The organism is Marinobacterium sp. xm-m-312 (assembly GCF_013283295.1).
Lineage (GTDB): Bacteria > Pseudomonadota > Gammaproteobacteria > Pseudomonadales > Balneatricaceae > Marinobacterium_E.
The window spans coordinates 483,481-502,173 of sequence record NZ_WBYS01000001.1; the positions used below are offsets into that span (position 1 = coordinate 483,481).

General features: G+C 48.6%; 20 protein-coding genes. 17 read left to right on the plus strand and 3 right to left on the minus strand.

Annotated features, from left to right (window positions below; all coding sequences use genetic code 11):
• Position 1 precedes the first annotated feature (1 nt).
• Complete coding sequence (locus XMM312_RS02530; protein WP_173480709.1) at positions 2-649, plus strand: response regulator transcription factor; 648 nt, start codon at positions 2-4, stop codon at positions 647-649.
• On the opposite strand, the gene XMM312_RS02535 is transcribed toward XMM312_RS02530, so the two are convergent.
• The 3 genes from XMM312_RS02535 to XMM312_RS02545 form a co-directional block, all read right to left on the minus strand.
• Positions 646-1,980: a hybrid sensor histidine kinase/response regulator gene (locus XMM312_RS02535; RefSeq protein ID WP_173483758.1), complete on the minus strand. Its 1,335-nt coding sequence runs from the start codon at positions 1,978-1,980 to the stop codon at positions 646-648. The two genes, XMM312_RS02530 and XMM312_RS02535, sit on opposite strands and share 4 nt — an antisense overlap.
• Positions 1,967-3,112: a nitric oxide-sensing protein NosP gene (nosP, locus tag XMM312_RS02540; RefSeq protein WP_173488646.1), complete on the minus strand. Its 1,146-nt coding sequence runs from the start codon at positions 3,110-3,112 to the stop codon at positions 1,967-1,969. The genes XMM312_RS02535 and nosP overlap by 14 nt, the downstream gene beginning before the upstream one ends.
• A gap of 74 nt (positions 3,113-3,186) precedes the next feature.
• Entirely contained in the window at positions 3,187-3,987 is an 801-nt protein-coding gene (locus tag XMM312_RS02545; protein WP_254442795.1) for an inositol monophosphatase family protein, read from the minus strand.
• 129 nt (positions 3,988-4,116) lie between these two features.
• On the opposite strand from XMM312_RS02545, the gene XMM312_RS02550 reads away from it, so the two are divergent.
• From XMM312_RS02550 to der, 16 genes are all read left to right on the plus strand, one after another.
• Positions 4,117-4,866 (plus strand): RNA methyltransferase, encoded by a 750-nt coding sequence (locus XMM312_RS02550; RefSeq protein ID WP_173480712.1) that lies wholly within the window; start codon positions 4,117-4,119, stop codon positions 4,864-4,866.
• A gap of 89 nt (positions 4,867-4,955) precedes the next feature.
• Positions 4,956-5,432, plus strand: a complete 477-nt coding sequence (iscR, locus tag XMM312_RS02555; RefSeq protein WP_173480713.1) for a Fe-S cluster assembly transcriptional regulator IscR — start codon at positions 4,956-4,958, stop codon at positions 5,430-5,432.
• Between the two features lie 37 nt (positions 5,433-5,469).
• Positions 5,470-6,684 carry an IscS subfamily cysteine desulfurase gene (locus XMM312_RS02560; protein WP_173480714.1) on the plus strand — a complete coding sequence of 405 codons (1,215 nt, stop codon included), beginning with the start codon at positions 5,470-5,472 and terminating at the stop codon, positions 6,682-6,684.
• Positions 6,685-6,706: 22 nt separating this feature from the next.
• A complete protein-coding gene (gene iscU, locus XMM312_RS02565; RefSeq protein WP_173480715.1) occupies positions 6,707-7,087 on the plus strand; it encodes a Fe-S cluster assembly scaffold IscU in 381 nt (126 codons plus the stop codon).
• A gap of 42 nt (positions 7,088-7,129) precedes the next feature.
• Positions 7,130-7,453: an iron-sulfur cluster assembly protein IscA gene (iscA, locus tag XMM312_RS02570; protein ID WP_173480716.1), complete on the plus strand. Its 324-nt coding sequence runs from the start codon at positions 7,130-7,132 to the stop codon at positions 7,451-7,453.
• Positions 7,454-7,472: 19 nt separating this feature from the next.
• Positions 7,473-8,006: a Fe-S protein assembly co-chaperone HscB gene (hscB, locus tag XMM312_RS02575; protein ID WP_173480717.1), complete on the plus strand. Its 534-nt coding sequence runs from the start codon at positions 7,473-7,475 to the stop codon at positions 8,004-8,006.
• Between the two features lie 2 nt (positions 8,007-8,008).
• Positions 8,009-9,865 (plus strand): Fe-S protein assembly chaperone HscA, encoded by a 1,857-nt coding sequence (gene hscA / locus XMM312_RS02580; protein WP_173483756.1) that lies wholly within the window; start codon positions 8,009-8,011, stop codon positions 9,863-9,865.
• 9 nt (positions 9,866-9,874) lie between these two features.
• Complete coding sequence (gene fdx, locus XMM312_RS02585) at positions 9,875-10,213, plus strand: ISC system 2Fe-2S type ferredoxin (protein ID WP_173480719.1); 339 nt, start codon at positions 9,875-9,877, stop codon at positions 10,211-10,213.
• 139 nt (positions 10,214-10,352) lie between these two features.
• Positions 10,353-10,760, plus strand: coding sequence for a nucleoside-diphosphate kinase (gene ndk, locus XMM312_RS02590; RefSeq protein WP_169450197.1), 408 nt, complete (start codon positions 10,353-10,355; stop codon positions 10,758-10,760).
• 57 nt (positions 10,761-10,817) lie between these two features.
• Positions 10,818-11,927: a 23S rRNA (adenine(2503)-C(2))-methyltransferase RlmN gene (gene rlmN, locus XMM312_RS02595; RefSeq protein ID WP_173480720.1), complete on the plus strand. Its 1,110-nt coding sequence runs from the start codon at positions 10,818-10,820 to the stop codon at positions 11,925-11,927.
• Positions 11,928-11,989: 62 nt separating this feature from the next.
• The gene (gene pilW / locus XMM312_RS02600; RefSeq protein WP_217363716.1) at positions 11,990-12,763 is read left to right on the plus strand and encodes a type IV pilus biogenesis/stability protein PilW; all 774 of its coding nucleotides are present in this window, start codon (positions 11,990-11,992) and stop codon (positions 12,761-12,763) included.
• A complete protein-coding gene (locus XMM312_RS02605; RefSeq protein ID WP_173488647.1) occupies positions 12,760-13,746 on the plus strand; it encodes a RodZ domain-containing protein in 987 nt (328 codons plus the stop codon). Before pilW ends, XMM312_RS02605 begins: the two co-directional genes overlap by 4 nt.
• A 27-nt stretch (positions 13,747-13,773) precedes the next feature.
• Complete coding sequence (gene hisS, locus XMM312_RS02610) at positions 13,774-15,051, plus strand: histidine--tRNA ligase (protein ID WP_173480722.1); 1,278 nt, start codon at positions 13,774-13,776, stop codon at positions 15,049-15,051.
• Positions 15,052-15,064: 13 nt separating this feature from the next.
• On the plus strand, positions 15,065-15,721 hold the full coding sequence (locus XMM312_RS02615) for a tetratricopeptide repeat protein (RefSeq protein ID WP_173483754.1): 657 nt from the start codon (positions 15,065-15,067) through the stop codon (positions 15,719-15,721).
• Positions 15,721-16,869, plus strand: a complete 1,149-nt coding sequence (bamB, locus tag XMM312_RS02620) for an outer membrane protein assembly factor BamB (RefSeq protein ID WP_173480724.1) — start codon at positions 15,721-15,723, stop codon at positions 16,867-16,869. The genes XMM312_RS02615 and bamB overlap by 1 nt, the downstream gene beginning before the upstream one ends.
• Before the next feature lie 81 nt (positions 16,870-16,950).
• The gene (der, locus tag XMM312_RS02625; protein WP_173480725.1) at positions 16,951-18,387 is read left to right on the plus strand and encodes a ribosome biogenesis GTPase Der; all 1,437 of its coding nucleotides are present in this window, start codon (positions 16,951-16,953) and stop codon (positions 18,385-18,387) included.
• The last annotated feature ends 306 nt before the right edge of the window (positions 18,388-18,693 follow it).

Sequence of the window (18,693 nt, forward strand, 5' to 3'; positions counted from 1 at the left end):
TATGCCTTCTTACCAGTTCCTAGTCGTTGATGATCACCCCCTCTATAGAGAGGCGGTCGTTAATGTTTTAATCGACCTCTACCCCGATGAGCAAGTCGCCGAGTGCGGTCAATTCAGCGAGGTTGATCAACTCATTGAAGCGCAGCAGCCGGACCTGGTTCTATTGGATCTTAATATGCCTGGGGTTCAAGGTTTATCAGGACTGCAACACATTCGATCTCACCATCCCGATGTTGCGGTTGCCATTGTCTCCGCAGAGGAGAATAAACAACTAGTACTGCAAGCTTTAGCACTTGGAGCCGTGGGTTATGTGCCCAAGTCTCTGCCTAAGCAGGCCCTCGGTAAGGCGATAGAGCAAATACTGGCGGGTGATCTCTACATGCCTGCAGAGCTGTTGCGCCAAGCGTCACCTCAGCAGAATAGTAGTCATCAGCTTCACGATACGCTGAGGGCGCTGACTCGAAAACAGCTTTTGGTGTTAGAGCAGCTTGCCCAAGGGCGCTCAAACAAACAGATTGGTGATGAGTTAAACCTTTCAGAGAGCACGATTAAAACGCACGTCTCTGAAATACTGCGTCGATTGGGTGTCGATAACCGTGTTCAGGCGGCTAATCAAGCCTCTTCCATAGACTTTTCGATCTATCTCTAGCCCAACAGCTGTCGCAAGCGCTGCCTAAAGAGTAAAGGCTTTAGCGGTTTGTGCAGCAGGCTAAAACCCTCTTGTCGAATCGTCTCATTGAGACTCTGGCTATGGTTGGCCGTCACGACCAGTACAGGAATATCGATGGAGCTCTGCTCAAGTAAACGCTTTGCTAGATCGATGCCGGTACCCTGATCCAGATGGTAATCTACGATTAACAGATCAACGCTTCCCAGATCGATCTTATCCCCTAAGGCTTCACCGTTCAGTGAGGTCGCGACATTAGCCCCCCAGTGTGTGAGAAGCTGACTCATGGCTTCACAAATGGTCGCATCGTTATCGACCACGAGGATCTGTTTACCCTGAAGGGATGAGGAGAGAGAAGGATGGAGGGTGGATGGATCGTTAGCCGGCTCCTGTGCTCTATTTAAAATTGGGATCTCAAGGCTGAAGACTGATCCTTTGCCCAGTGTCGATGTCACAGTCAACGTATGGTTTAACACCTTTGCAATTTTATCGACGATCGATAGGCCAAGCCCTAACCCTTTATCGTGCGCTTTGTCCGCATTGGGTAGTCGTTTGAACTCATCAAAGATGCTCTTCTGATCCTCTTGGCTAATTCCCTCACCAGTGTCCCATACCTGTATCAGCAATTTGTCACCACGTTGCCTTGCGGAGAGTAGGACGCCGCCTGTTTTGGTATAGCGGATCGCGTTGGTCAGAAGATTGCGCAGTAATCGAATCAGTAGCAGCGAGTCACTGTGTACCCAAGCGTTACAGGTTCGATGTTTAAACTTCAGTCCGGCATGTTGAGCCGCAGCCTCAAACTCCGTTGAGAGTTGCTCCAAAATCGGTGCAACTCTGATATTGGTTTTATCCGCATGGACAACGCCTGCATCCAACTTGGAGATATCGACCAGCGTTCTCAAAAGGTTCTCTACATCGTTGAGTGAACGAGTCATCGAATCTACCAGTGACTTTGGACGATCATCCAAGGGTTGCTCGGCGAGAGTGGTGGCGAACAGTCTGGCGGCATTCAGAGGTTGCAGTAGATCATGGCTAACGGCCGCTAGGAATTTCGTTTTTGAGAGATTGGCTTGCTCGGCGACTTGGTTGGCTTGACTCAGCTCTCTATGGCTTAGGTTAAGCTTTTCCAGCGCTTGGTTCAGTGCATCGGTGCGCTCTCTGACCTGTTCAGCAAGCGTAACGGAATGCTCAAAGGCGGAGTAGGGGTTTGCCAGTTGAACGGCGCCTGACTCCAGTCGCTCTATCAGCGCTTGGTTGATCTTGCGCAGCTTTGCGTTCTCTTTCTGCGCAGCGTCTAACTCAGACTGACTCATTCAACCGTCTCTGTCCGATGGCGACTGCAGTAAAAGTTTGGTTAATATGCATGCCTGAGAATTGCTCACCGTAGGTGTTCAAACCAATCACATTAAAGGCTTTTAGAAGTTCTGAAACCTGCTGATCTTCACCTTTAAGTTCGGCTTCCCTGCGTCGTAAAAAACAGTCGCAGCCAATCACTATCTGTGGTTTTCCAATGCGACTCTCAATGCCATTGAATAGATCGATCAGATTCTCTTTTAAATCCTTGGGCTGCATCAGTGTTAACGCGATGCCATTCTCCATTGCGCAAAAGAACGTCAGGCTGGAATCGGGCTCAATGGATTGGATGGAGCGAATAAAATACTGCTCACCAATTTTGACAGCCAAGGGGTTGAGTGTGCAGATATCGTTATTTAACTGATCGACTGATAGCTCAAGTGCATCGGCATACTCGGTCGCCGCTAGGTCGGCATTGAGTTCATTGACTTTTCTGTTTTGCGGTTCAGCGTCCGTCACCACAAACTTGTTATCGGTTGGGAGTAGGTGGTGGGTTGTAAAAACCTCAAACTCAAATCGTGTATTGACCATCAAAACGGCCGCCGCGTCGGTATGGAAATCACCGTCAAAAAAGACATGGGTGGTGGCTAGATTGACGTCATCACCCGCCGATCCGCCAAAGCTGGGGATTGAGCCAAGTGCAGAGTTGAGGGTGGCAAGAAAGATCTCTTCGTCAATTGAAAGGCCATCAACCAAAGTAATGGCAAAGCCGTTCAGTGCAGCGCTTGAAAGGGTGCACTGTGACCGCAACTGATCCAGCATGGTTTGAGCATCGCCTAGAGTGAAGCGTTTCAGGTTCTGCACGGAGCCGACTTGAACACAAAAATCCTGGTTAGAGAAACCAATGGCTGTAATCGACCCGCGCTCATAGCCGTTAGGGGTTATCTCTCCGGCTGTCGTGCAGCCTGAAATGCCAATGTCATGAAACTGTTCGTTTAATGCATAGCCCAACTTCGCAAGATTGAAAGAGGCTGAACAGAAGAACAGTACAAATTGAATTGAGGGATCGTTGAGCTGATGTTTCAGCTCTTTCACGGCCAGTTCGGGATCGCTGTTGCTGGACGAAGCGGTAAATATCGATTGAGCGTTCACTGTTGTGTTCTTTTTGTTTTTAGAACACCCAGTATAGAAAAAACAGAGGCGGGATCAACCCGCCTTTAGAATGATTATTTAAGGCTATGAACCTTGGTAACCAGTGCTTTAAACAGTTTCGGGTTAGCGGCGATCAGCTCACCTTTGCCGCGGATGTCAGTTCCGCCTGTAAAATCAGCCGATAGGCCACCCGCTTCGCGAAGAATGAGTAGGCCTGCATCGATCTCTTCTGCCACCACGCCTTTCTGAACAACGCCGTCAATTCGACCGGCTGCAGTGTAAGCTAGATTCAGTGCGACAGAACCGGTGCTGAAAATGTCAGCGTTCGCTTCAATCAATGCGCGGTTAATGTTCAGTTGTAGATCAAGGTTGCTCTTGTCTGAAGGACGACCCAAGAAACCGGTTCCGATCAGAGTGCTATCAAGCGCTTTGCTGTTGCTGACACGAAGGCGTTTGCCGTTTAGCTGTGCGCCTTGACCGTTGCTCGCAGTAAACTCTTCACCGGTAATGGGGTTAAGAATCAGTGCGTGTTCAACTTTACCGCGGATAGTTCCAGTAATGCACAGCGCAAAAGAGGGGATTGCGTTTGAAAAGTGAACAACACTGTCGATAGGGTGTACTCGCCACTCACAAGGGTTAGGGCCCTCTTCTTGAGCTGGGTACTCACCTGAATACTCACCGAAGATGCTGTGGTGTGGGTTCGCTTTTTGGATGTTAAACGCAATAGTGCGTTCAACGTTTTTGCACGTATCGCTTAAAAAAGTAGCGACACTCGACTGCTCGCTTTTAATGAGGTCGAGACGTTCTAAAGCGTGAGTGATCTGTTCACTAGCCTGACGGGCAGCCCGTAGGGCGATGTTAACCATTGGTTGCATCAGTAAGTATCCGGAATTGTTAAAAGAGCGAATTTCATTATACCTCAGACCGCTACAAAACCGCTACTATCGAGCAGATGTGATTCATGGCGTCATCTGTTAGAATCACGCCCGCTCAGGGAGAGACAGATGTTAGATAAAATCCGAATCGTGTTAGTTAATACCACCCACCCAGGGAACATTGGTGCTGCTGCGCGTGCTATGAAGAATATGGGGCTGTCTGAACTCTGTCTGGTAGAGCCCAAACTCTTTCCTCACCCTGAAGCCAATGCTCGCTCTTCGAGAGCGGATGATATTCTTGAATCTGCACTGGTCGTTGAGTCGTTACAGGAAGCAGTTGCGGATTGTCAGTTGGTGGTGGGCACCAGTGCTCGAGGTCGTCACATCCCTTGGCCGATCGTTAACCCTAGAGAGTTATCAGCTCAGGTTTCAGAGCGACTCTCCCACTCTTCAGATGATTTCAAAGTAGCTATTCTGTTTGGTCGTGAAGATCGTGGCTTAACCAATGAAGAGCTGCACGCTTGTCATCTGCATGTTCATATTCCGACCAATCCCGATTTTAGCTCATTAAATGTCGGCGCAGCTGTGCAGGTGATCGCGTATGAACTGCGCATGGCGCTGCAAGAGTCGGTGGTTGAAGAAGCGCCGCAATGGGGTGTGGATTGGGATATTGAGTTGGCAGATCAAAAAGAGATTGAGCTGATGTTTAATCATCTTGAGCAGACACTGATTGATATTAAGTTTCTCGAGCCTGATAATCCAAGACAGTTAATGACTCGGTTAAGAAGACTGCTACTAAGGGCGGTACCAGACAAAGTAGAGGTCAATATTTTGCGTGGCATTTTGACCAAGATAAATCGCTCAATCCGTAAAGATTAATAGTTGACTAAAATTGTAGGATTAATAGTTGACTGTTTTTGTAGGGTTTTAGATAATACCTTTAACACAATAGGGTGTAGGAAGGTCTTATGCGACTTACAACCAAAGGGCGATATGCCGTAACCGCGATGCTTGATTTGGCGCTCAACAAAGAGAAAGGACCAGTCAGTTTGGCGGATATTTCTGAAAGACAGGGTATCTCTTTATCCTATCTTGAGCAGCTTTTTGCCAAGTTGCGTAAGTGCGCACTGGTGACCAGTGTGCGGGGGCCAGGTGGAGGCTACCTGCTCAATCTGGAGTGCGAACAGATTACTGTAGCATCTATCATCGATGCGGTTAATGAATCGATTGATGCTACAGGCTGTAACAGCCAAGGTAACTGTCAGGCCGGTGAGACCTGTTTGACGCACCATCTGTGGAGCGATCTTAGCGATCAGATCCACAACTTTCTTAGTGATATTAGCCTTGCAGATCTTTTGAAACGCAGGGATGTAATGGCTGTTGCAGATCGTCAAAGCCAAAGTACGGCAGCTGACGGGTTAATTCCCTCTGTTGCCAGCGCATAAGAGCCATAACTCAGTTTAACGTTTTTGGAGAGAGAGTATGAAACTGCCGATCTATCTAGATTACTCAGCGACAACACCGGTGGACCCTCGTGTTGCTGAAAAGATGATGGCGTGCCTTACCCCAGATGGTAACTTTGGTAACCCAGCGTCACGTTCGCACCTGTTTGGTTGGAAGGCGGAAGAGGCGGCTGAGACTGCCCGTCGCCAGGTAGCAGAGTTGATTGGTGCAGACCCTCGTGAAATCGTCTGGACCTCAGGCGCTACCGAATCGGATAACTTGGCCATTAAAGGTGTTGCGCACTTCTACCATAAGAAGGGTAAGCACATCATTACCTCTAAGATTGAGCACAAAGCGGTCCTCGACACCTGTCGCCAATTAGAGCGTGAAGGGTATGAAGTGACCTACCTAACACCGGGTAGCGACGGTCTGATTACGCCACAGATGGTGGCAGATGCGCTTCGCGATGACACCATTCTTGTCTCTCTGATGCACGTCAACAATGAGATTGGCACGATTACTGATATTGCGGCGATCGGTGAATTGACTCGTAAGCACGGTGTGCTGTTCCACGTAGATGCTGCGCAAAGTGCTGGCAAGTTACCAATCGATATGGCCGAGATGAAGGTCGATCTAATGTCACTTTGTGGCCACAAAATGTATGGCCCGAAAGGTGTCGGTGCACTGTATGTGCGTCGTAAGCCACGTGTACGTATTGAAGCTCAAATACATGGTGGTGGCCATGAGCGCGGTATGCGCTCAGGTACTTTGGCAACTCACCAGTTGGTTGGTATGGGTGAAGCCTGCGCGATTGCTCAAGCATCGATGGAGCAAGAGCATAAGCGTTTGGCTGAACTTCGTGATCGTTTCTGGTCACAAATCAGCGATATGGAAGAGGTTCATATCAATGGTTCTGTTGAGCAGCGCTACCCAGGCAACCTGAATGTGAGTTTTGCCTTTGTTGAGGGTGAATCACTTCTGATGTCTCTGAAAGATTTGGCGGTCTCTTCTGGTTCTGCTTGTACATCAGCAAGCCTTGAGCCCTCTTACGTGCTACGTGCATTGGGCCTCAATGATGAGATGGCGCACAGCTCGATCCGTTTCTCTTTTGGTCGATTTACGACCGATGAAGAGGTGGATTACGCAGCGGCACAAGCACGTGTGGCCGTAGAAAAACTTCGTGAATTATCGCCTTTGTGGGATATGTACAAGGACGGTGTGGATTTAACTAAGGTTGAGTGGGTACATCACTAATACTCAGTGAGAGGAGATCAGCATGGCTTACAGCGATAAAGTAATTGATCACTACGAGAATCCTCGTAATGTTGGCAAAATGGAAAGTGATGATCCACACGTAGGTACCGGCATGGTCGGTGCACCTGCATGTGGTGACGTAATGAGACTTCAAATCAAAGTCAGTGATGACGGCGTGATTGAGGATGCAAAGTTTAAAACCTATGGTTGTGGCTCTGCCATTGCATCTAGCTCATTAGTGACTGAATGGGTCAAAGGTATGACACTGGACGAGGCGGCTGAGCTGAAAAATGCTAAAATCGCTGAAGAGCTAGCGCTTCCTCCCGTTAAGATTCACTGTTCAGTTTTGGCAGAAGATGCAATCAAAGCAGCCATTGAAGATTACCGCGGCAAGCAGAAGTAATCGCATTTAACCTCTGGTAGACAGTTTAGGTAGAAGGTTTTTATGTCAATTTCGATGACGTCAGCAGCTGCTAACCATGTGGCTAAGTATTTAGAAAAACGCGGCAAGGGCATTGGTATCCGTTTAGGGGTTAAGACCTCAGGATGTTCAGGCATGGCGTACGTTCTGGAGTATGTTGACGAACTTAACAGTGAAGACTCTGTATACGAGTTTGAGGGCGTTAAGGTTGTTGTTGATCCAAAAAGCCTTGTCTATCTAGAGGGTACAGAGCTCGACTTCGTCAAAGAGGGGCTCAACGAAGGCTTTCAGTTCAATAACCCGAACGTCGCCAGTGAGTGTGGTTGCGGCGAAAGTTTCCATGTTTAAACCGGTTAAGGCTTAATTCTTGAATCTTTCTCAAAACTATTTCGAACTCTTCGGTCTTGAAGCAGGTTTTGTTCTTGATCGTACACTCCTCGATACAGCGTTTCGAGAGCTGCAAAAAGAGTATCACCCAGACCGATTTGCTCACAAAGGTGATGCTGAACAGCGCCAGGCTGTGCAGAACAGTACTCACCTCAACACCGCCTATGAAACGCTTAAGTCACCACTCTCGCGTGCACAGTACCTTCTCTCATTACAAGGTGTGCTGACCGGTGAAGAGTCAAGAAAGCAGCTGCCAATGGACTTTTTAATGCAGCAGATGGAGCTTCGCGAAACCTTAGCTGAAGCGCCCGAAGCAGCAGACCCTTTCGCTACTCTAGAAGCTTTAGAGTCACAAACTGTGGAGTTGGAAAAAGCCTGCTTTGATCATTTTCAGGTGGCTTATGCGGGTGGTGATTTGGAGTCGGCTGAAGAGTCTGTTCGCAAGCTGCAATTTTTAAAGAAACTACTGTCTGAGATAGAGGCCATGGAAGATCGCCTCGATGAGGAGTTTTAGTCATGGCGCTTTTGCAAATTGCAGAGCCCGGAATGAGTTTGGATCCCCATCAACGTAAGTTGGCGGTAGGGATCGATTTAGGCACCACTAATTCACTGGTGGCGTCGGTTAGAAATGGTGTTGCAGAGACACTTTCTGATGAGGCAGGGCGCCATTTGCTGCCCTCGGTTGTCCACTACTCAGAGGCTGGTGCCATCGTCGGTGCTGAAGCGCTGTCGAGAGTAAGCGACGATCCATTTAACACGATTCAATCCATTAAGCGCTTAATGGGTCGCTCCTCAAATGAAGTGTTAACTTTAGGCGATCAACTTCCTTATCAGTTTTCAGAAGGCGAGGGGGGGATGCCCTACCTCAAAACAGCCTTGGGTGATTTGAGTCCGGTTCAAATCTCTGCGGATATTCTTAAAGCGCTTTCAGCTCGTGCTGCCGAATCTTTGGGTGGTGAGCTTGAAGGGGCTGTTATTACGGTTCCAGCCTACTTTGATGATGCACAGCGTCAGGCCACCAAAGATGCGGCCACGCTGGCCGGCTTGAAAGTTCTTCGCCTTCTGAATGAGCCTACTGCGGCAGCGGTCGCTTACGGTTTAGATCAACAGGATAAAGGCGTCGTAGCGGTTTACGATTTAGGTGGCGGTACCTTTGATATCTCTATACTGCGCCTGACTAAGGGTGTGTTTGAGGTGCTGGCTACGGGTGGAGATTCGGCGCTTGGGGGTGATGATTTTGATCACGCTTTAGCTGAATGGTTGCTAGAGCAAGCGCCTGAGCTAGAGCGTACACCTGCGGTTATGCGATCTCTTATGGTTCAAGCGCGCCGTGCAAAAGAGTCACTGACGGATTCAGATTCAGTCACTCTAACCTTGGCTAATGATCAAGAAGTTTTGGTGACGCGTCAGCAGTTTGAACAGTTGACGGCACCCCTTGTGTCGAAAACGCTTCGTGCCTGCAAACGTACCTTAAAAGATGCGGGCATCAAGCCAGATGAGATCAACGATGTTGTGATGGTGGGTGGTTCAACTCGTGTGCCAGCCGTTGTTGCTGGGGTCGAGGCGTTCTTTAATCGCCAGCCTCATACCGACATAGATCCTGATCGTGTGGTGGCGGTGGGTGCAGCTCTTCAGGCCGATATTTTAGCGGGCAATAAACCGGATGCAGAGCTGCTGCTGTTAGATGTGCTCCCTCTCTCTTTAGGGTTGGAGACTATGGGTGGTTTGGTTGAGAAGGTAATTCATCGCAATACGCCGATTCCTGTTGCTCGCGCTCAAGAGTTTACAACCTACCAAGATGGTCAAACGGCTATGTTGGTGCATGTGCTGCAAGGTGAGCGTGAGTTGGTAGATGACTGCCGATCACTGGCTCAATTTACTCTGCGCGGTATCCCTCCTATGGCGGCTGGCGCCGCTAAAATCCGAGTCACCTTTCAGGTTGATGCGGATGGTCTATTGAATGTCTCAGCCAAAGAGCTATCAACCGGTATTGAGAGTGCGGTTCAAGTGAAACCCTCTTACGGTTTGAGTGACTCTGAAATTACTCAGATGCTAACGGATTCTTATCAGTTTGCTGCAGATGATAAAGAGCGGCGCGCCTTGCGTGAACAGCAGGTTGAGGCAGATCGTTTAATCGTATCGCTTGAAGCGGCGATTGCTGAAGATGGCGAGCAGTTGCTGAGCGATCAGGAGCGACAGGATCTTCTTTCAGAAATTGACGTTCTGCGTTCGCTTCGTGATGGTGCGAGCTCTAAAGCGATAGAGTCCGGCGTAGAGCATCTCGCCCAAGTAAGTGACTTCTTCGCAGCCCGCAGAATGGATCAATCAATCCAAAAAGCGTTGCAAGGCCAGCGCGTTGATCAATTAGATTAGGTAAATGTAATGACTCAAGTGATCTTCCTACCCCATGAAGAGTTGTGCCCAGACGGCAAAGTGATCGATGTGGAGCCGGGTGTTACGATCTGTGATGCAGCACTGGCGAACGATATTCATATTGAGCACGCTTGTGAAAAATCTTGTGCTTGCACTACTTGTCATGTCGTCGTCCGTGAGGGTTTTGATAGCCTCGAGGAGTCCGACGAGTTAGAAGATGACATGCTCGATAAGGCCTGGGGCCTTGAGCCTGAATCGAGACTAAGTTGCCAGGCCGTTGTCGGTGATGAAGATCTTGTTGTTGAGATTCCTAAATACACCATCAATCAGGTATCAGAAGGGCATTGATCCTTCTAAAGCATCTCTGAAAAGGGTCCGTAAAGCGGGCCTTTTTTGTTGTGGTTGAAGGGCTATTTATCTTTCGTCGCATAACGTATAATCCGCGCACAAATTTTAACCCATAATTTAATTAAAGGATTACACAGTCATGGCTACTGAACGTACTCTATCTATCATCAAACCTGATGCTGTTGCTAAAAACGTTATCGGTGAGATCGTTTCTCGTTTCGAAAAAGCAGGCCTAAAAGTTTCTGCTATGCAGATGAAACAGCTTTCACAAGCTGATGCTGAAGGTTTCTACGCAGAGCACAAAGAGCGTCCTTTCTTCGGCGACCTAGTCTCTTTCATGACGTCTGGTCCAGTTGTTGTTCAGGTTCTTGAAGGTGAAAACGCTATCGCTAAAAACCGTGAACTAATGGGTGCAACTAACCCACAAGAAGCAGCTGAAGGCACTATCCGTCGTGACTTTGCTGAGTCTATCGATGCGAACGCAGTACACGGTTCTGACTCTGCTACTTCTGCAGCACGCGAAATCGAATACTTCTTCGGCGCATAATGACGCCCAAGGTGCTCTCCGTTGATCGGAGGGCGCCTTTTTTTTGGTCCAAAGCTCATGGCAGAACAGAAAGTAAACCTTATCGGTCTATCACCTACTAAGCTTGAAGATTTCTTTGAGGAGATGGGTGAGAAGCGTTTTCGTGCAACTCAAGTCCTAAAGTGGATTCACCAGCAGGGTGCCAGTTCGTTTGATGAGATGACGAACATCAGCAAAGCCCTACGTGAACGCCTATCTGAGGTTGCTGAAATTCGTGAGCCAGAGGTGTTACTGGATAAAACGTCCAAAGATGGTACCCGTAAATGGGTCATCCAGATGGATGGTGGTTCAGCGATTGAGATGGTCTTGATTCCTGAAGGGGATCGCCGCACGCTCTGTGTCTCTTCACAGGTGGGTTGTTCTTTGGACTGCAGCTTCTGTTCAACAGGCAAGCAAGGCTTCAACCGAAACCTTAGCGCTGCCGAAATCATCGCTCAGCTTCGTGTTGCTATCCGTTCCTTTGGGCCGTTTGACCCAAGTGGTGAACGACGCGTATCCAACGTCGTGTTAATGGGTATGGGTGAGCCGCTGATGAACTTTGATGCTGTGTTTGATGCAGTACAGTTGATGATGGAAGATAACGCCTATGGTCTCTCTAAGCGTCGTGTGACCCTGAGTACGGCCGGTGTGGTTCCTAAAATCGACAAGCTTGCTGAGTTAGGTGCTGATGTCTCATTAGCGATCTCTCTGCATGCTCCAAACAATGAACTGCGTGATCAGTTAGTGCCTATCAATAAGCGCTACCCGATCGAAGAGCTAATGGCTTCGGTCAAACGCTATTTCGATAAGCTGTCGGATCGACGTGTAGCAACGATCGAGTACACACTGATTGCTGGTGTGAACGATCAGCGTGAGCATGCTCGTCAGCTGGTTAAGTTGCTTCGTCAGGTGCCTTGTAAGCTTAACCTGATTCCATTTAATCCTTTTCCAAATTCTGGATACGATCGCCCCTCTGAGCAGGCAATTCAGGCATTTAAGTCTGAGATGTTGAAAGGGAATATCCTTACGACCGTTCGCCGTACTCGTGGCGATGATGTGGATGCGGCTTGTGGTCAGCTCGTCGGTCAGGTTGAGGATAAGACTCGTCGCAGTGCGAAGTACATCGAACTTCACAATCAAACGAGCTAGATTTATTGACACTATTCTACTATCGTTAATGAAACTAACTTTAAGTTTCTAAACGGTATTTTGTGTCCCTATTCAAAGCAGTAACTCTTTTTTGCTCTATTACTTTGGCAGGCTGTTCCGCTTTTTCATCGAGTGAACAACCTAAAGGGCGAATAGATCAATCTGCCCTAGCAGCCTACACCAAGCTGGGTATGCAATATCTCCAGGCGGGTGATACGGCATCGGCAAAAGAGTCTCTTCAACAGGCTGCTTTGGCCGACCCTGGCTATGCCCCAGCGTTGAATGGTTTGGCAATGGTGTTTCAAGCCGAGCGTGAACCAGAACTGGCCGATCAATATTTTCAAAGAGCCACTCAAGCAGACCCTAACTCTGCCATGATCTTTAACAACTATGGCGCCTTTCTTTTTTCTCAGCAGCGGTTTGAAGAGGCCTGTAAAGCCTTAGCAAGATCAACTGAAGATCCTTTCTATACACAGCGAGCACAAGCATTTGAAAACTTGGGTCGCTGCTACCGTCTGATCGATCGTGATTCCGCTGCGGAGCACGTCTTTAATCGTTCAGTGACACTGTCACCACTTCGGGTGACGGCTCATATTGAGCTTGCAGATCTTTACTTAGATAAAGGACAGGCTTCACTGGCCGCTCAACACTATGCAATCTTTCAACAGCAACTTGATGCTCAAGAGACCCAGCACTTTGCCAAAAGTCTTTGGGTTGGTGTAAGGTTAGCCAGACATAGTGGGAACCCATCAAAAGCGGCAAGTTATGCGCTGCTTTTGAAGAACCTTTATCCGAATTCCGAAGAGTATAATAAATTTAAGGATACTGGCCTGTGACAGACCATGATCTATTGGGCGATAGCCTCTCAGGATTTGAAAACCACAAGCTGATTGCTGCCCGTGAATCATTGGGTATCTCTGCTGGTGCGCTGCAGCGAGATCTGAAGCTAACCAGTGCTGTTTTTTCTGCGATTGAAGCGGGTGACCTTGATCAATTGGGTCAGCCGGTGTTTGCGCGTGGTTATATTCGTAACTACTGTAATCGAGTTGGGTTGGATCCCGAGACCTTTGTTGAACAGTACAATGCGGCTATTGGTCAGCGGCCTGTTAAACGCCGCTCAGCCATTAAATCAGCGGGTTCAGCGACCGCCGGTACGGTGATGAAACTCAACCCGCGTCGTGCAAGTTCGCTATTAACACTCCTCTTTCGGTTGGTCATCATTGCGGCTCTTTTAGCAGGTCTTGCTTTTGGGGCTTCTCAAATTAATTGGCCGACACTTGGGATGTCCGGTTTGTTTGGTGGTTCTGAACCTGAAGAGCAGCAGAGCAGTCAGGCGCTTCCGCCATTGGCAGGAGAGTCTGAGGGTCTTTCAATACCTATCAAAACAATGACTCAAGAGTCTAATGAAGATGCGGTGGTTGAAGCGCCCAAAGCGATTGAGCTACCTAAGCCTGCTGAAACGCCTGATCTCGAATCTAAAACGGCGGCCGTTCCAGTCAAAACAGAGCAGCCCAAACCGGCGGAAAAGTCCGAGCCTAACGAACCCTTGACCGCTTCACCTGTTAATACGAGTGGTTCAGATGGTGTGACGATTAAATTTAGCGATGTCAGTTGGCTGAATATCAAAGATGCTACCGGTGAAGCGCTGTTTAACGGGCTATCAAAAAAAGGACAGGATCTGACAATCAAAGGTAAAGCCCCGTTTTCAATTGTCATTGGACGTGCGAATGCAGTCAGTTCTGTAACTTTTGATGGCTCAACAGTTGATTTAGAACCTCATACCAGAAAGAATGTAGCCCGTTTAACATTATCGCGATAATTAGATCGCACATTACGGGTTATAAAATTGGCAAAGCTACAAGCCATTCGTGGTATGAATGATCTTCTGCCAGACCAGTCACCGGTCTGGCAGTATCTAGAAACTCAAGTAAAAACGGTCCTGCAGGCTTATGGCTATGCTGAGATTCGTACCCCTATCGTAGAACAAACTGAGTTATTCAAACGCTCAATTGGTGAAGTAACCGATATCGTTGAGAAGGAAATGTACACCTTCGAAGATCGTAACGGTGATAGTTTGACACTTCGCCCGGAAGGGACTGCAAGTTGTGTTCGTGCAGCAGAACAGCACGGCCTTCTTTACAATCAAGTCCAACGCCTTTGGTACACTGGTCCAATGTTTCGTCATGAGCGCCCGCAGAAAGGTCGCTATCGTCAGTTCCACCAGGTAGGTGCTGAAGCTTTCGGTATGGATGGTCCTGATATTGACGCAGAAGTGATCATCATGAGTGCTCAACTTTGGAAGCGCTTAGGGTTGATCAACTCCGTTGAGCTTCAATTAAATACCTTGGGTTCAGCTGAAGCTCGTGCACGGTTTAAAGAGGACCTTGTCAGCTATCTGTCGGCTCGTAAAGATCAGCTAGATGCTGACAGTCAGCGTCGCCTTGAGTCTAATCCACTCAGAATATTGGACTCTAAAGATCAAAACACCCAGCAGCTATTGAACGATGCACCTCATTTTCATGATTACATCGACGAAGAGTCCAAAGCACACTTTGAACAGTTGAAGTCACTGCTCGAGGCTGCGGGTATCGAATACCGTGTTAATTCTCGCTTGGTGCGTGGTCTAGACTACTACGGTAAGACCGTATTTGAGTGGGTGACCGATGCGTTAGGCGCCCAAGGTACTGTCTGTGCCGGTGGCCGATACGATGGACTGGTGAGTCAATTAGGTGGCAAGCCAACCCCGGCTGTCGGTTTCGCAATGGGTGTCGAGCGTCTGGTTCTTCTCCTTGAAGAGCTGCAACTGGTTCCTGAGAGTGTTCGTCAACGTATCGATGTCTATGTCATCGGAATGGGGGATGATAATCTAGCGACCGCGATGAGTGTTGCTGAAACGCTTCGTCACGAGGCGGGCCTTCGAGTTCAGTTGCATTGCGGCGGCGGTGGATTTAAAAGTCAGATGAAAAAGGCTGATAAGAGTGGAGCAGATTTTGCCATTCTTATCGGTGACGATGAGCGTGCTGCGTCCGAAGTGAGTTTAAAACCGCTGCGTGGTAATGGCGATCAAGTTCGAGTTGCTCAAGATTCACTGGTCAGTGAATTGAAAGGTAAATTTAGTCTTTAGGTTGGAGAGTATAGTGGCTGAGCTACGTACAGAAGAAGAGCAGGTTGAAGCGCTCAAAAGTTGGTGGAAAGAGAACGGTAAATCCCTAATCATGGGTGTCGTAATTGCTGTGGCTGCTGTGTTTGGGTGGCGTGGCTGGAATCAGTATCAAGATGACTTTGCTGCAAACGCTTCCGCTATGTATGAGTCGATTCTCAATCCTGTCGCAACCGCTTTGCCACTGGATGATGCCGCGGTTACGTCCTTGATACAGGTTGGGAAAGATCTTCGCGCAGATTATGCATCGAGCGCTTATGCCCCTATGGCGGCAATGGTGTTAGCTCGTGTATCAGTGAATGCTGGCGATTTAGAAGGTGCGCTTGAGCAGCTCGATTATGTGATTACGAGTGAAGTCTCGCCATTAGATATGAAGTCTTTGGCTACAATCCGTAAAGCGAAAGTGCAATTAGGATTAGGGCAAGCTGAAGCAGCTAAAGCGTCATTAGCACAGTTAAGTGGCTCAGATTTCCCATCACTATTTGCTGAGGTTCAGGGAGATGTGGCTGCTGCAATGGGTAACGCTTCGGAAGCGAGAGCTTCGTATGAAGCGGCAATGGCGTCGGCCGATCCTCAGCGCAAGCAGGTGATTAAACTGAAATATGATGATTTAGCGACTGGAGATGCATCGTAATGAATCTCATTAGACGTGCCTTTGTTGTAGCAGCTGCAACCAGTCTTTTGTCTGGTTGCGGTATTTTTTCTGGTGAAAAAGAGTCCGGCCCACAAGAGTTGGTCGCGTTTGAACAAGAGAAAGCCTTCAACCTTGTTTGGAGTGCAGATGTGGGTGCGTCGTTTGGGGATGAGTTTCACCAGTTTAAGCCAGGTGTGACAAACGATTCGTTACTGATCTCTGATAAGCAAGGACGAATCTCATCCTATGCGCTGGAATCGGGTGCGCTGAACTGGAGCGTTGACCTGGATGCCGAAATCAGTGCAGGTGTCGGTGCAGGGTTTGATCTAGCGTTAGTGGTTCTTGATAGCGCTGAACTGGTGGCGCTATCTGCAAAAGATGGTTCGGAACAGTGGCGAGCTCAGCTGAAGTCCGAAGTGACGGCTCAGCCACAAGTGGGCACGTCACTGGTTGTTGTTCAGCAGGTGAATGGTCAGCTAGCCGCCTTTGATCGCATTACCGGTGAATCTCGTTGGGTCTATGATGCTCAAGAGCCTGCACTGACGCTTCGTGGTACCGGTACTCCCCTCATGCTGAGTGATGGTGTCGTAGCTGGATTTGCTAACGGTAAGGTAGTCGCACTGGCGGGCGAAACAGGTATTCCAGCCTGGGAGATTCGTGCGGCTGATGCGATGGGTCGTTCTGAGTTTGAGCGTCTAATGGATTTGGATGGTGGCTTTGCAATAGCAAACGATCTTATTCTGACCGGCGGGTATCAAGGTCGTGTGGTAGCGATCAACCCGCGCACGGCGTCAACAGTCTGGACTCAATCCTTCTCTACTTATCAAGAGCTGGCGGTCGGTTTTGGTAATGTCTATGCGGTCGATGCAAAGGGAGCGGTTGAGGCCTTTGATGTCTCGTCGTCAGCCAGTGTTTGGCGCAACTCTGATTTTGCTAATCGAGGCTTATCGGCACCGGTAGTGGTTGGTAACGAAGTAATTTTTGGGGATGCTCTGGGTTACCTACATGCCCTGTCGCAAATCGACGGACGTCCTATCGCTCGAGTCAATTTGGGTAGTTCACCTGTCACGGCGGATCCGGTCGTGGTAGGGGATACAACATTTGTACTCAGTAACTCGGGTAAATTGAGTGCTTTAACGCTAAAATAGCAAAAGCCTTTTAATTTTATATAAGGCGGTGACCTGACTAGCGGGTTGCCGCCTTCTGTTTTTTGGAATCAGGTGAGCAATATGCTTCCGGTAATTGCCCTAATTGGGCGCCCTAATGTCGGTAAATCGACCCTGTTTAACCGCTTGACCAGATCGCGTGATGCGCTGGTTGCCGATCTTCCTGGATTGACACGTGACCGTAAGTACGGTGAAGGTGATCTAGGGGAGCGAGACTATATTGTCATAGATACTGGTGGTATCACGGGTGACGAGAGCGGTATTGACCGTGAAATGGCACAGCAGTCTTTTCAAGCAGTTGATGAAGCCGATATCGTTCTGTTCCTTGTGGATGCTCGTGCAGGTATCAACCCAGCTGACGAAATGATTGCAGATCATCTGCGTCGTCACGAGAAAAAAGTCTACCTTGTAGTCAATAAGACCGATGGATTGGATCCTGATATCGCTCGCTCTGACTTCTATGCGCTGGGTATTGGGGATCCGCTCTCCATTGCAGCGGCTCATGGTCGCGGTGTTCGTCAGTTGATTGATATGACATTAGATGAAGCCGGTGTGCCATACCCTGAAGAGGGCGCAGAGCCGGAAGAGGAAGATGATGGCAATATTCGTATCGCCATTGTTGGTCGCCCTAATGTGGGTAAATCTACGCTGGTAAACCGAATGCTTGGTGAAGAGCGCGTAGTGGTATACGACCATGCCGGGACGACTCGAGACAGTATCTACATTCCATACGAGCGAGATGGCCAGCCATACACTCTAATTGATACGGCCGGGGTTCGCCGTCGTCGTCAAGTGACAGAGGCGGTAGAGAAGTTCTCAATCATCAAAACGCTTCAGGCTATCAAAGATGCCAATGTTGTTGTCGCAATCATTGATGCGCGTGATGGTGTCACTGAGCAAGATCTAAACATGCTCGGCTTCGTGATCGACTCTGGCCGAGCTCTGGTAGTTGCACTGAATAAGTGGGACGGCATGGACTATGAAGCAAAAGAGAAGGTTAAGACTCAAGTAGAGCGCCGCATGGGGTTTGCGACCTTTGCTCGTTTCCACTTCATCTCGGCGCTGCATGGAACGGGTGTTGGCGATCTTTATCGGTCAGTGAACGAAGCCTACCGTTGTGCAATGAAAAAATGGTCGACTAATGAGCTGACTCGTCTGCTTGAAGATGTTGTAGCTGATCATCAGCCACCAGCGGTCAATAATCGCCGTATTAAGTTGCGCTTTGCTCACCAGGGTGGTTCAAACCCGCCTATCATTGTAGTGCATGGAAATCAGACCAACGCACTGCCGGGCTCTTATAAGCGCTATCTTGAGAATCGCTTTACCTCGCTTCTAAAAGTGCGCGGAACACCGATTCGCTTCCAATTTAAAACGGGCGATAACCCTTTTTCTGGCAGAGTGAATAAACTCTCCGGTCGCCAGGAGGCTAAAAAAGAGAGACATCGTCAGCACATTAAAGAGATGAAGAAGCGAGCGAAAGATAAAAAGCGTAAGCGCTGATCTTTCTCCCACTCCTACAAAAAACGCACCTTATTAAAGGTGCGTTTTTCATTACTGCAAACCCAGTAAAAATAAATATTCAAAAAAGTGTGTTTTTTTACAAAAAAGGGGTTGAATAAAAATCGGGTGTCGGTAATATACGCACCTCGCTTGAGACGAGTACTCAAGCAGCCACCAAGAGATCGGTGGCACGCTCTTTAACAATTAATCAGGTAATGCGTGTGGGCGCTTGTTGAGGTTGAGCACAAAAGCTTAACAAGACAAGCAACCTATATGTGAATTCATTTAGCGTAATGTTTTTCTTGA

Coding starts and splice junctions, on each gene's coding strand:
- bamB (WP_173480724.1), top strand. CDS start 15,721: ATGAATCTCATTAGACGTGCCTTTGTTGTAGCAGCTGCAACCAGTCTT.
- hscA (WP_173483756.1), top strand. CDS start 8,009: ATGGCGCTTTTGCAAATTGCAGAGCCCGGAATGAGTTTGGATCCCCAT.
- XMM312_RS02545 (WP_254442795.1), bottom strand. CDS start 3,987: ATGCAACCAATGGTTAACATCGCCCTACGGGCTGCCCGTCAGGCTAGT.
- der (WP_173480725.1), top strand. CDS start 16,951: ATGCTTCCGGTAATTGCCCTAATTGGGCGCCCTAATGTCGGTAAATCG.
- XMM312_RS02535 (WP_173483758.1), bottom strand. CDS start 1,980: ATGAGTCAGTCTGAGTTAGACGCTGCGCAGAAAGAGAACGCAAAGCTG.
- ndk (WP_169450197.1), top strand. CDS start 10,353: ATGGCTACTGAACGTACTCTATCTATCATCAAACCTGATGCTGTTGCT.
- iscR (WP_173480713.1), top strand. CDS start 4,956: ATGCGACTTACAACCAAAGGGCGATATGCCGTAACCGCGATGCTTGAT.
- XMM312_RS02530 (WP_173480709.1), top strand. CDS start 2: ATGCCTTCTTACCAGTTCCTAGTCGTTGATGATCACCCCCTCTATAGA.
- iscU (WP_173480715.1), top strand. CDS start 6,707: ATGGCTTACAGCGATAAAGTAATTGATCACTACGAGAATCCTCGTAAT.
- XMM312_RS02550 (WP_173480712.1), top strand. CDS start 4,117: ATGTTAGATAAAATCCGAATCGTGTTAGTTAATACCACCCACCCAGGG.
- rlmN (WP_173480720.1), top strand. CDS start 10,818: ATGGCAGAACAGAAAGTAAACCTTATCGGTCTATCACCTACTAAGCTT.
- XMM312_RS02560 (WP_173480714.1), top strand. CDS start 5,470: ATGAAACTGCCGATCTATCTAGATTACTCAGCGACAACACCGGTGGAC.
- fdx (WP_173480719.1), top strand. CDS start 9,875: ATGACTCAAGTGATCTTCCTACCCCATGAAGAGTTGTGCCCAGACGGC.
- iscA (WP_173480716.1), top strand. CDS start 7,130: ATGTCAATTTCGATGACGTCAGCAGCTGCTAACCATGTGGCTAAGTAT.